The following is an 11,922-nucleotide window of genomic DNA, read 5'->3' as shown; positions in this document are numbered from 1 at the left end:
TGAGGGCCCCGGCCGGTTCACGCGCCCTCCGCGGGTGGCCAGACGTAGAGCTTTTCGGGGACGATCCGGACGATCAGCCGCTCGGCGCCGGGTTCCGGCGGCGGCGTCTGCCCGCCCATGTACCGGTCGTACATTTCGTGCAGAAGCACCTTCTGCGGGTCTTCGGTGATCTCGACGCGGCCGCGGACTTCGACCCAGCGGCCGGGATGGCTCGACACCAGCAGGCTGACCCGCGGGTCGCGCCGCATGTTGCGGGTCTTCAGCCTGCCTTCGATGGTGCTGAACACGACGGTGTCGCCGTCGCGCTTGACGAAGATCACCGACGACTGCGGCCGCCCGTCGGCGTTGGCGGTCGCGAGCACGGCGGTGTGCGGGCCGTCGAGCACCTCGCGGGCGGCTGCGGTCAGCGTGATGTCTGTCGAAGTGGTCATGCCCGTACCGACCGGGCCGGGGCCGGAAAGGAATCGGCGCCCGTACCCGGGCTCGTGCCGTTCAAACCCGGGACGCCGGCTTTCACCCGCGAAAGCGCCCGGAATACCCACGACAGGTGAGTGCCGGCCGCCGTTCGGTTGCGGGCCCGCTACGCCGATGGTCTCCTCGAAGCGTCCGAAGATCGGATTGGCGAACGGAGGGCCGACCGATGAATCTGTTCGACAAGGCCAAGGAAACGCTCGGGAAGCACCCGGAGCAGGCCGACCAGGGAGTCGACAAGGCCGCGGAAGCCGCCAAGCAGCGCTTCGGCGACCACGCCGACAAGATCGACCAGGGCTCGGAGAAGGTGAAGGACTACCTGCACCAGCAGGGCGGCGGCCAGCAGGACGCGCCCCCGCAGTGATCCCGATCCGGTGATCGCCTCGCCGCCGGGAGGAACCACGCTTGGCTCCCCCGGCGGCTGGGTACCACCGGCTCCGTGGTCGCCACCTACCTCGTCCCCGTCCGGACCGCCCTCATCCTGTTCCCGTTCCTCGCGCTGGCCGTCATGCTGCCGGCCGCCTTCGTCAGCTACCGGCGCCGCGGCCGGGCCGGCGGGTGGCCGACGTTCGTGTTCTACGCGTTCCTGTTCTACCTGCTGGCGATCGCGACGCAGACGGTCCTGCCGCTGCCCGCCGACCCGGCCTACTGCGCGGGCCACACCTACGCGAGTTCCCCGCAGCTGCGTCCGTTCTACTTCGTCGAGGTGGTCTCGCAGCGCGCTCGCGGCCACTGGAGTCCCGGCGCGCTGCTGCACAACCCGGCGGTCTGGACCACCGCGCTGAACGTCGTGATGCTGGCGCCGCTCGGGTTCTACGTCCGCTACGCGCAGCGGATGCGCCTCCTGCCGGCGACGCTCGTCGGCTTCGGCGTCTCGCTGTTCTTCGAGCTGACGCAGCTGACCGGGCTGTGGTTCGTCTACCCGTGCCCGTACCGGCTGTTCAGCGTCGACGACTTGATCCTCAACACCGCCGGAGCCGTCGCGGGCTGGCTGCTCGCCGGACCGCTCGGCCGGCTCCTGCCCGCGCTCGAACCGGAACACGACCGCCGCCGCTACGCCGGGAAAGTGACGTTCACCCGCCGGCTGTTCGCGCTCGCGACCGACCTGCTCGGGTTCGCCGCGCTGCTCGGCTTCCTCTTCGGCCTGCTGACGCTGTTCGGCGAGGACCTGCGGCACCGTGACACCCCGGTCGTCATCCTCGCCGTCGTCTGGTTCGTGGTGCTGCCCGCGGTGACCGGCTCGACGCCCGGCAAGCGGGCCATGCTGCTGCGCGTGACGCGCCGGGGCGGACGCCGGGCCGGGCCGATCGCGCTGCTGGTCCGCAACGGCGTCCTGCTCTCCCCGCTGTGGCTGACCTGGCTGCTGCTCGAGGTGGACCACTGGGACCTCGGCCGGCACCCCGAGCAGCTGCTCCTGCCGGTCGCCCTGGCCGCGTCGGCGTTCGTCGTCGGCGTCTGGACGCCGCTGGCGGTGCTGCTCGACAACGAGCACCGGGCCCCCTACGAACGGCTGACCCGCACGGTCAACGTCGCCATCGTGCCGCCGGCTCCGGCCCCGGAGCAGGCCGGCGAGCCCGCCCGGCGCCGGGAAGTCCTCAAAGGACGGTGACGGGCCACCGCGCTGCCCGGCGGCCGCGGCGCTGGTAGATTGCGTCCGGAGCAGGTTGAGCCGTCAGCCCGCACCCCCGATCCCCAGCCTGGAGTCCCGCATGACCACCGACGCAACGCGACCCCGCGGCGACGGCTGGTCTCCCGAAACCCTCGTCGACGTGCGCGCCGTCCGGGACGAAGCGGCATGACCGCCGCCGACACCCGTCCCGGCGGGCCCGGATCCGGGCATGGGGAAGGGGATGGCACCGCCCCGGGGCCGGGCACGGCGAAGGAGACGGACGTGAAACCGCGAGGCAGCCGCCACGAGCTCGGCATCTCCGCCGAGCTCACGGAGCTGGCCAAGGTCCGGCAGTGGGTCCGCGTGGTCCTGCGGGACTTCCCGGCGAACGTCGTCACCACCGCGGTCATGGTGGTCGACGAGCTGACGTCCAACGCGCTGCGCCACGGCCGCGCGCCCTACCACCTCCGGCTGCTGACCGGTGCCGCGAAGCTGCGCATCGAGGTCGACGACGCCGGCGGCGAGCCCGCGCGCCGCCGGACCCCGTCCGACCAGGGCGGGCGCGGGCTGCTGCTGGTGGAGCGCTGCGCAGCCGCGTGGGGCCAGCTGCGCCGGGCCGGCGGCAAGACGCTGTGGGCCGAGCTGACCACCGACCCGGATCCGGCCGGAGCCCCTGGCTGACCCGGCTGTCACGGCGGGCCGGGCCCGGCCCGCGTTCATCGCTGGCGTGCTGCTGCTCGACCGCGCCGCGCGGCCGGACGCCGGGTTCCTGGCCCGGACCGCCGCGATCCTGACCGCGGCCGTCCGCCGGCTCCCACACCCGCAGGCGATCCGGCTCCCACGGGTGGTGGGCGTTGAACACCGTCACGTCCCCGCCGTCTGCACGACGTCGAGGTCTGGGTGCGGCTCGGGAACGGCGTCGAGTTCCCGGTGGTAGTAGGCGTCCCCCGCGGTGCAGGAGCCACCGCGTGTCGCCGGGCACGGCCACCCCGGCGTGGCCGGCGGTGTGCCCGCCGAGCGGCACGAGCCGGATGTCGGCGTCGACGGCGGGGCGTAGGCCTGCCACTTCGGGCCGTGCGCCAGCGCGCGGGGCGGTAGCGGAAGCCCGGTGCCTCGGCAAGGGCCGCGTCCCGGAAGCCGGGCAGGCCGCCGCAGTGGTCGACGTCGAGACGGGCAACCGGATTCACGATGCGCCTTTCCCGGCCAGCGCGGACGGCCACCAGATGCGCCGCCCGACGTCGATGGTCAGTGCCGGTACCAGCAGTGACCGCACCAGCAGCGTATCCAGCAGCACGCCGAACGCGACGATGAACGCTATCTGCGCCAGGAACAGGATCGGGATGACCGCGAGCGCGGAGAACGTCGCCGCCAGCACGACTCCCGCCGACGTGATCACCCCGCCCGTCAGGGAAAGCCCGCGCAACGTCCCTTCGCGCGTGCCCCGCTTCAGTGCCTCTTCGCGCACTCGCGTCATCAGGAAGATGTTGTAGTCGATGCCCAGCGCCACCAGGAACACGAACCCGAACAGCGGCACCACCGGGTCCGCGCCCGGGAAGTCCAGGACGTGGTTGAACACCAGCGCCGACACGCCCATCGTCGCCGCGAACGACAGCACCACCGTGGCGATCAGCAGCAGCGGGGCCAGCAGCGCCCGCAGCAGCAGGGCCAGCACCAGGAAGATCACCAGCAGCACGATCGGGATGATCAGCGCGCGGTCGCGCTTCGAGGTTTCCTGCGTGTCGAGCTGGATCGCCGTCGGGCCGCCGACCTTCGCGTTCGCGCCGGGCACCGCGTGCACCGCTTCGCGCAGCCTGCCGACGGTCGCGACCGCCGCCTCGGAGTCCGCCGGATCGGTCAGCACGGAGAGGATCTGCACCCGGCCGTTCACCACCTTCGGCGCGCCGTCCGGGCCCGGGAGCGGGAACGAGCGCGCGACGCCGTCCATTGCGACGCCTTGAGGACCGCGGGCACCGCGCCGGCGTCGGCGATCGTGACCGCGGGCGCGCCCAGGCCACCCGGGAAGTGCCTGCCGAGGGCCTCCTGCCCGGTCCCGGACTCGACCTGGGTGAGGAAGACGGCCGACTGCGCGGTGCCGGACGCCTTCAGCTGCGGCAGGAACGCGACACCGACGCCGAGCACCAGCGCCGTCACCACCCAGACCGCGCGCGGGCGGCGGCCGACCAGGCGGGCCACCCGGCCCCACAGCCCCGACGTCTCGGGGTGCGGCGAGCCGAGCGCCGGCTTGAACGGCCAGAACGCGCCACGCCCGCAGAGGGCCAGCGCCGCGGGCAGGAACGTGGTGGACGCCAGCAGTGCGGCGCCGATGCCGATCGCGGCGACCGGGCCGAGGCCCTTGTTCGAGTTCAGGTCGCTGAACAGCAGGCACAGCACGCCGAGCACGACCGTGCCCGCCGAGGCGGTGATCGGTTCGAGCGTGGCGCGCCAGGCGAGTTTCAGCGCGTCGAACCGGCTCGGCGTGTCACGCAGCTGGTCGCGGAACCGCGCCACGAGCAGGAGCGCGTAGTCGGTCGCCGCGCCGAACACGAGGATCGAGAGGATGCCCTGGCTCTGGCCGTTCAGCGCGAGGACGTCGTGGCCGGCCAGCAGGTAGACGACGAGGCTGGCGAGCCCCAGCGCGAACACCGCCGACAGCAGCACCAGCAACGGCAGCAGCGGGCTGCGGTAGACGACGAGCAGGATCAGGGCGACCACGCCGCCGGCGACCAGGAGCAGGACGCCGTCGATGCCGCCGAACGCCTTCACCAGGTCGGCGATCTGCCCGGCGGGCCCGGTGACCAGCACGGTGAGCCCGGCGGGGGCGCCGCCGAGTGTCGCGCGGACGGCCTTGACGGCGTCGGCGGGGTTGCCGTCGGCGAGGACCGGCACGGCCAGCTGCACGGCCTGGTCGTCCCGCGGTGCCTTCTCCGGGTGGCCGAGCGGGCCCGCGACGCCGGGCAGCCGGCCCAGTTCCTGCGCCTTGGCGTCGAGGAACCGGCGGTCGTCGGCGGTCAGGCCGGACTGGCGCTCGGCGACCACGGTCGCCGGCAGCACCTGACGCGGGCTGAACGCCTTCTGCTCGTCGGAGACCTCGGTGGCTTCCGCCGACCGCGGCAGGAAGGCCGCGTTGTCGTTCTTCGCGACTTCGCTCAGCTTGCCGGCGAACGGGCCACCGAACCCGCCGACCACGAGCCAGGCGATCACCAGGAGGGCGGGGATCAGCCACCGGAGGCGGCGCGGGTGGTCGGTCATGGTCGCTAAGGTCCCTTCGAGCGTGAACACGCCCAATTGTTCAGCACGCTGAACATTCTGCACGACGACTCGGAGTGACGGTGAGCACGACCCACGGATCCGACCTGAGTACCTGGCCGACAGGCCGGTTGCTCGCCGTGGCCGCCCGGCTGGTGGAGCAACGCTGGGTGGCCGTGCTCGGCGGAATGGGTCTCACCCACGCGGGGCTGATCGCGCTGCACACGCTGCGGGAGGGCCCGCTCCCCCAGCGGACGCTGGCCCGTCGCTGCCAGGTCACCGACCAGACGATGAGCCGCACACTCGACCGGCTGGTCAAGGCGGGGTTCGTCACGAGGTCACCGGACCCGGCCGACGCCCGGCGGCAGCTCACCCGGCTGACCGACGAAGGCCGGACGGCCCACGACCGGGCGGTACGCGCGGAGCCGGCACTCCTGGGCGTGCTCGGCGACGATGCCGCGTTCCGCGCGAGCCTGCTGGAACTCATCACCCAGCTGTCCACCGACGGGTGACGCCGGCGATTGAGACCTTCCCGGGCTGGGTAGGTCTTAGGACATGTGGATCGCGGTGAGCACCCCAGTGGCCCTCCTGATCGCTACCGTGCTGATGGAGCGGTTCGAGCGACGATGCGCCCCGATGCCCCTCGCCAAGGGCGAACGCCCGCCGACCGGCGGGTGACGACCGGGAGCGAGCGGGCAGCGCCGGCGAATCCGGCACGCCGACTTCCGCAGGCCGGCAGCGGGCCGTGCCGGTCACACGCCCTCCAGCCAGGCGGCGAAGCGGCTTGAAGCGGCGCGACGAAATCGGCTCACCGGCCGCGAGTGGCGACGAGCGGGCGCCGACCGGCAATTCAGCAGGTCTTCCACGCGAAGTGGTAAATGGTGTCCACGCTCGCGTGTTCGGAATCCATTCGATGTAACTCGTTCCCGATGACGTGCCCGCGTTCGCACGCAGTTCCGCATTGATGTTCAGGTTGCGATCCTCGCCGCACGGCGCGAACACCAGTTCCGCGACGTCGGTGGTGTCCCGCGCCCGCCACACGCCGTGGAACGGGCCGGGGAACGTGTGCCGCACCCGGGCCGTCGGCGCCGTTCCCGTGAAGTAGTAGTTCGCCTGCTCCACCGCACTCGCGCCGTTTTCGAGGTGCGCGAAGCCGCGGTAATCCGCCTCCGCGATCGCGTACGTGAAGCCCGGTGGCACGTGGACGAGGACGTTGATCTGGCAGTTCTTCCTGGCGTCGAGCGCCGAGGCGCCGCCACCGGCCTTGGCCGTGAAGTTCGTGTAGTGCACCGTGAAGGACGTGTTGTCGGGCGCGACGTCGGCCGATGCGGCGGCCGTACCCGCCGGGCAGCCGGACCCGTTGCCGGTCTTGATGTCGAGCGTGATCTTTTCGGCCTGGTGATCACGATGATCGCGCGCCGAGCGGGTCGTAGCGCGATCGCAACCTTTTCGACGGCCACTGAACGGAGTAACACGGCAACGCGGAGTACGGGAATCCATTTCCCGCGCATTCACCGATTATCGGCCGGAAGTGGCGGACGATCGCCGGTCACGAGTGGTCCGGACCACCGCCGTGGCGAAGCGAATACGGCGGTGTCGCACCCCCGAGCAGCGCCTCCGCGTCGAGCGTCGCCGCGCCGCTCCCCCGCTCGGCGAACCGCCGCGCCACCAGCGCGCCGGGCTCGTCGACGTGGTCGGCCCGGCCCGACAGGAAGGCCCATTCGTGCTCGTCGGAGCCGAAGTACAGCACCGTCCCGAACACCTCGCGGAACCGCCGCCACGAGGCGAGCAGTGTCTCGTTGCGCCACAGCGTCGGGCAGCCGGCCTGGCAGGTCACGACTCCGCCGGGCGCGAGCAGGCGGGCGCAGCGGCCGAGGAAGTCCTTGCCGTACAAGCGATTGTGCTGGGCCGCCGGGTCAGCGTTTTCGTCCGGCAGATCGATGACGACGACGTCGTAGGTGTCCCCACGGGTTTCGGCCGCGGCCAGGAAGGCCCAGCCGTCCTCGAAGGACACCCGGACCGGTCCTTCGCCCCGCGAAGCCCGTTCGAGGTCCTCCGGGCTGTAGCCGTACGGCAGGTGCTCGGCGCAGGCGCGCACGGCCTGCTCGTCGATGTCGACGTGGTCGACGAGGGACGCTCCGGCCGCCACCGCGAGCTGGGCGGCGACACCCTCGCTCGAGCCGACGACCAGGACCCGGCGGACCTGCTCGGCCAGCAGCAGCGCCGGGACCATCAATGCCTCGTGGTAGACGAGCTGGCTGGCCTCGGTGCTCTGGCGCTCACCGTCGCAGAAGAGCGAAATCCCCTGCGCGGTCTTGCCGATCAGTACGTCCTGGAACGGCGTGCGCGCGTGGAACCGCACGTCGCCGACCTCCCACACGCGGGTGAGGCCGGGGCCGACCGGCTCGTGGATCAAGGGCATCGGCGTTCTCCCCGGTGCAGGACGGACAGGTGGACCGCGGCGGCGTCCAGCGACTTCGCCAGCAACCGCAGCGCGTGCTCGGGGTCGGCGCGCTCGCCGCAGGTGAACACGTCGGCGAACAGCGAACCGTGCTCGGGATAGGTGTGGACCGACGCGTGCGACTCGGCCAGCAGCGCGATCACCGTGGCGCCCTGCGGCGCGAACCGCTTGGCCACGACGTCGACGACCGTCGCGCCCGCCTCCGTCACCGCCGCCCGCAGCAGCTCCCCGAGCCGGGCGGCGTCGTCGAGCAGGCCCGGGTCGACGCCGTGCAGCTCGGCGAGCACGTGCCGCCCGGCGAACCGGCCGATCTCAGGCATCGCCCCACCGCCCGACGCAGTAGGTGCGCAGCGGCTCGATCCCGTTGAAGCCCACCGACGCGTAGCTGGCGGTGTAGGCGCCGGTGCCCGGCAGGTCGAGCCGGTCGCCGGTCCGCAGGGCCAGCGGCAGCTCGTACGGTGTCCGCTGGTAGAGCACGTCGTCGCCGTCGCAGGTCGGGCCGGCGAGGACCACCGGGCCCCACGGGCCGTCGTGGCCGCCGACCGGCTCGAACCGGTAGGCGATCGCCTCGTTCTCGGCTTCGGCCAGGCCGTTGTAGCGGCCGATGTCGAGGTACACCCAGCGCCGCTCGCCACGCCACGCGACGAGCACGACCTCGGTGCGCAGGAGACCGGCGTCGGCGACGAGCACCCGGCCCGGCTCCAGCAGCAGGTCCGGCCGGCCCGCCGGGAAATGCGTGTCGAGCGCCGAGGCGATCGTCGCGGCGTACGCGGCCAGCGGCGGGACAGCGTTCCGGTGGGCGGTCGCGAAGCCGCCACCGAGGTTGAGCCGCGTCAGTTCGACGTCCTGCGCGGCGGCTTCGGCGAACAGCTTCGCCGCCGTCGCGATCCCGACCTCCCAGGCGGCGAGGTCCGGCTGCTGCGAGCCGACGTGGAAGGCGATGCCGGGCCGCAGCCCGCGCGCGGCCGCACGCAGCACCAGGTCCAGTGCCTCGGCCGGCTCGCAGCCGAACTTCCGGCCGAACGGCGTCACCGAGTCCGGCGCGTCGAGCACGACGCGGATCGAGACCGCCGAACCCGGCGCGTGCCGGGCCAGGTGGTCGACGTCGGCGGCTGCGTCGGAGGTGAACTCCCGGACCCCGCGCTCGAACGCGAAGGCGATGTCGCGCGGCTTCTTGATCGGATTGCCGTACGCCAGGCCGGCCGGGTCCGCGCCGCGTTCGAGGCACAGCGCGAGCTCGGCGGGCCCGGCGACGTCGAAGCCGATCCCGGCGGCCACCAGCGCGTCGAGCACCGGCGGCGCCGGATTGGCCTTCACCGCGTAGCGGATCAGCGCGCCGGGGAACACCGAGCGGAACTCGCGCGCCCGGGCCGCGACGGCGTCGGTGTCGACGACGAGGCACGGGGTCGGCGGGTTCCGCTCGTCGAGGAACCGGTGAAGGGGGTCGGCGCGCACGGCGCCAGTGTCGCAAACGGCGTCAGGCGAACCGCCACAGGTGGTCCGGTGTCCCGTTGTCGTCCCACTGGGTCACCTGGGCACCGTCCGCCGTGGACTGCTGGTCGACCGCCATGACCTTGCCGCTGCGGACGTTGACGATCTTCGACCAGCCGCCGCCGGCGTCGACGATGCGCCAGTTGTGGTCGGGCGTGCCGTTGTCCTGGAACTGCTGGACGTGGGCGCCGTTGTCGAGGCTCTGGTCGTGCACCGCGAGGACCTTGCCGCTGTTGCGGTTGACGATCCGGACCGTGCCGTCGCCGTTGTCGATCACCGCCCAGAGGTGGTCGGCCGTGCCGTTGTCCGACCACTGCGTGACCTCGGCGGTGTCGGCCAGTGACATGTCCGACACGGCGAGGACCTTGCCCGAGCGCTGGTTCTGCAGCTTCCGCCACACCGTCGTCGAGGCCGCCGGGCGGGTCAGCAGGGCCAGGTAGCCGCCGGCGACCGGGCGGGCCTGGAAGCCGCGCTGGGTGGCGTCGGCGACGACGTACCAGTCGCTGAACGGCACGCGCTGCGGCGTGACGTTCGCGAAGCTGTAGACGCCTTCGACGAGCGTGGTGCGGATGTCCGGCTGGTCGGCGAGCCAGGCGGCGGTCCACAGCTCCCAGTCGGCCTTCGTGTAGTTGTTGCGCGGGTCGAGCAGGACGCCGTGCGCGCCCGCCTGGCTCTGGTACCAGGCCGCCTCCTGCGCCGCCACGCCGAGCGGGACGAGGTCGAGGCCGAGCACGCGGTCGGCGAAGCCGTTGTACTTGAGGCTCCACGTGCCGGGCTGGTCGTAGGCGAGCTTGAGGTGCCGGCCGTCCTCGGCGAGGGTGACCCACTGGCTGACGTAGCCGCGGGAGATCGACCGGTAGCGCTGCGCGTCGGCGGTGTTGCCGGTCGCGGCGGCGACGATCCCCATCGCGCCGACGCCGATGATGCCCTTCAGCGCGAGGTTGGCGCTGTGGGCGATGAAGCCGGTGAAGTCGTCGGTCTGGTTCTGGAATCCCGGGTCGAGGGTGTTGCCGACGAGGTACTCGGCCCACTGCCGCAGGATCCGGTAGTGGGTGTTCGCGAAGGCGGCGGCGTCGCCCGGCGGCAGCCGTTGGACCAGGGCGGCGGCCATGATCAGCATGTTGGCCGACTCCTCGACCGGCATGCTCTCCTCGTTGCCGTCGTTGTGCCCGGTCGCGTCCGGGTAGTGGGTGCCGAGGTCGTGCTCGGCGAACTGCATCGGCCAGCCGCCGCGCTCGGCGTAGTCGAGCAGCGGCTCCAGGACCAGCCGCAGGTAGGACGGCGAAAGGTAGAGGTAGGCCGGGAACGCCGGGTAGGTGACGTCCACTGTGGACATGTTGCCGTTGGAGGAGATCTCCTTGAGGAAAGCCCACGGCGCGCCGCCCCGGTCGACCAGCTCGGTGCCGCCGAAGGCCTGGCGCAGCGCGAGCGCGCAGATCCCGGCGTAGTGCTCGCCGGTGCTGCCGCCGCCGGCCGCGGCGACGGCGTCGTCGTGCAGGCGCTGGTCGATCGCGGTGGCGGCCGGGAGCGCGGCGGCGTAGTCGTTCGCGAACCACACGGCCATGTCCGCCCAGCTGCTCCAGTAGTGCGTCCACCAGGGGTTCAGCGGCGTGCCGAGGTAGCGGACGGCCGGCGTGCGGACGTGCCCGATGGCGAGCGTGAAGGGCGCCGACGTGCCGCCGGCCGGGACGGTGCCGAGGTTCTTGTTGAAGGCCAGCACGGGCCAGCGGTCGTTGATCGCGCGCGGCTGCGCGGTGTCGCTGGTGTTGCCGAGGACGCCCTGGCCGGCGGACGCGGCGCGCACGACGGTGTCCTGCCCGATCTGCCAGGTGGTCCCGGACGCCGGGGCGGCGAGCACGAGCCGGCCCCAGCCGGCCTGGTCGCCGTACTCCTGCAGCACGGCGGGGGCGGCCGGGGTGCAGCTGAGCAGCGTGTAGCCGTTGGTCTGCTGCTGGGTCCAGGTGACCGGGGTGGCGGTGTCGCCGTGGACCCATTCGGCGGACGTGTCGAAGTGCAGGTCGACGGCGTGCGCGCGGCCGTCGGCGCTGGCGGCCTGGATGGTCACGTAGCCGAAGGGCACGCACTGGCGTTGCAGGTTGGCCGGGTCGACCGGCGAGAAGAACGTGACGGTGAGGTTCACGCCGCCGCCGGTGAGGACGTAGCTCGAGCGGGTGCCGGTGACCTGGAGGCTGACCTGGGTCATCGGGGTGAGGGCGGGCCCGGACGGCAGCGCGGGCGAGCCGGCGAAGACGTAGGCGGCGCCGTCGATGCGGGCGAGGCCGCAGAGGGCGGTGATGTGGCCGGTCCAGAAGCTCGACCAGGTGCCGGGGAGGTTGTCGGCGGCCTGCCAGGTGGACAGGTAGGGCGAGCGGACGATGAGCGGGGTGGCGGGCGGCCGGATCGGGCTGAAGCTGCCGGCGGCGGCGAGACCGGGCAACCAGAGAGCGGCGGCCACGGCGGCGGTGGTGCCGCCGGCGAGCCGAAGCAGGTCACGGCGGGTGAGGAGATCGCGTTCTCGGGAGGACATCGGTGGCCCCTTCCACGGCGTAAGGCCGGTGCGGCGAACAGCGCAGGGACACTTTTACATCGTTGGTACAACGTTGTAAATCCGCCGGTTGCCGGGTTGGTGAATCGTTGACGGACC

General features: G+C 72.4%; 9 protein-coding genes and 2 pseudogenes. 4 read left to right on the top strand and 7 right to left on the bottom strand.

Annotation, left to right across the window (positions count from 1 at the left end; translation table 11 throughout):
* Positions 1 to 17 precede the first annotated feature (17 nt).
* Positions 18 to 431 carry a PPOX class F420-dependent oxidoreductase gene (locus BT341_RS25185; RefSeq protein WP_072478625.1) on the bottom strand — a complete coding sequence of 138 codons (414 nt, stop codon included), beginning with the start codon at positions 429 to 431 and terminating at the stop codon, positions 18 to 20.
* A 209-nt stretch (positions 432 to 640) separates the two neighbouring features.
* Between BT341_RS25185 and BT341_RS25180 the strand changes: the two genes are divergently transcribed.
* The 3 genes from BT341_RS25180 (at position 641) to BT341_RS25170 (ending at position 2,761) form a co-directional block, all read left to right on the top strand.
* A complete protein-coding gene (locus BT341_RS25180) occupies positions 641 to 835 on the top strand; it encodes an antitoxin (RefSeq protein ID WP_072478624.1) in 195 nt (64 codons plus the stop codon).
* A 75-nt stretch (positions 836 to 910) separates the two neighbouring features.
* A complete protein-coding gene (locus BT341_RS25175) occupies positions 911 to 2,080 on the top strand; it encodes a VanZ family protein (protein ID WP_072478623.1) in 1,170 nt (389 codons plus the stop codon).
* 282 nt (positions 2,081 to 2,362) lie between these two features.
* Complete coding sequence (locus tag BT341_RS25170; protein ID WP_072478622.1) at positions 2,363 to 2,761, top strand: ATP-binding protein; 399 nt, start codon at positions 2,363 to 2,365, stop codon at positions 2,759 to 2,761.
* 502 nt (positions 2,762 to 3,263) lie between these two features.
* On the opposite strand, the pseudogene BT341_RS25165 reads toward BT341_RS25170, so the two are convergent.
* A pseudogene (locus BT341_RS25165) lies at positions 3,264 to 5,329 on the bottom strand (MMPL family transporter).
* A 74-nt stretch (positions 5,330 to 5,403) separates the two neighbouring features.
* Between BT341_RS25165 and BT341_RS25160 the strand changes: the two are divergent.
* Positions 5,404 to 5,838: a MarR family winged helix-turn-helix transcriptional regulator gene (locus tag BT341_RS25160; RefSeq protein WP_072478621.1), complete on the top strand. Its 435-nt coding sequence runs from the start codon at positions 5,404 to 5,406 to the stop codon at positions 5,836 to 5,838.
* A gap of 338 nt (positions 5,839 to 6,176) precedes the next feature.
* Here BT341_RS25160 and BT341_RS47930 read toward each other — a convergent pair.
* The 5 genes and pseudogenes from BT341_RS47930 to BT341_RS25135 all read right to left on the bottom strand — a co-directional run bounded on the left by BT341_RS47930 (position 6,177) and on the right by BT341_RS25135 (position 11,805).
* Positions 6,177 to 6,712 (bottom strand): annotated as a pseudogene (locus BT341_RS47930) (DUF4360 domain-containing protein).
* Positions 6,713 to 6,875: 163 nt separating this feature from the next.
* On the bottom strand, positions 6,876 to 7,748 hold the full coding sequence (locus BT341_RS25150; RefSeq protein WP_072478620.1) for a spermidine synthase: 873 nt from the start codon (positions 7,746 to 7,748) through the stop codon (positions 6,876 to 6,878).
* Positions 7,739 to 8,107 carry an adenosylmethionine decarboxylase gene (gene speD / locus BT341_RS25145; protein ID WP_072478619.1) on the bottom strand — a complete coding sequence of 123 codons (369 nt, stop codon included), beginning with the start codon at positions 8,105 to 8,107 and terminating at the stop codon, positions 7,739 to 7,741. Before speD ends, BT341_RS25150 begins: the two co-directional genes overlap by 10 nt.
* Positions 8,100 to 9,242, bottom strand: coding sequence for a type III PLP-dependent enzyme (locus tag BT341_RS25140; RefSeq protein ID WP_072478618.1), 1,143 nt, complete (start codon positions 9,240 to 9,242; stop codon positions 8,100 to 8,102). The genes speD and BT341_RS25140 overlap by 8 nt, the downstream gene beginning before the upstream one ends.
* 22 nt (positions 9,243 to 9,264) lie before the next feature.
* Positions 9,265 to 11,805 carry a glutaminase domain-containing protein gene (locus tag BT341_RS25135; RefSeq protein WP_072478617.1) on the bottom strand — a complete coding sequence of 847 codons (2,541 nt, stop codon included), beginning with the start codon at positions 11,803 to 11,805 and terminating at the stop codon, positions 9,265 to 9,267.
* Between the last annotated feature and the right edge of the window lie 117 nt (positions 11,806 to 11,922).

Source organism: Amycolatopsis australiensis, assembly GCF_900119165.1.
Classification (GTDB): domain Bacteria; phylum Actinomycetota; class Actinomycetes; order Mycobacteriales; family Pseudonocardiaceae; genus Amycolatopsis; species Amycolatopsis australiensis.
This window is presented reverse-complemented; position numbering and strand designations above follow the sequence as displayed.

Excerpts from the sequence above, each read along its gene's own strand:
- BT341_RS25185 (WP_072478625.1), bottom strand. The coding sequence starts at position 431 with ATGACCACTTCGACAGACATCACGCTGACCGCAGCCGCCCGCGAGGTG.
- BT341_RS25180 (WP_072478624.1), top strand. The coding sequence starts at position 641 with ATGAATCTGTTCGACAAGGCCAAGGAAACGCTCGGGAAGCACCCGGAG.
- BT341_RS25150 (WP_072478620.1), bottom strand. The coding sequence starts at position 7,748 with ATGCCCTTGATCCACGAGCCGGTCGGCCCCGGCCTCACCCGCGTGTGG.
- speD (WP_072478619.1), bottom strand. The coding sequence starts at position 8,107 with ATGCCTGAGATCGGCCGGTTCGCCGGGCGGCACGTGCTCGCCGAGCTG.
- BT341_RS25135 (WP_072478617.1), bottom strand. The coding sequence starts at position 11,805 with ATGTCCTCCCGAGAACGCGATCTCCTCACCCGCCGTGACCTGCTTCGG.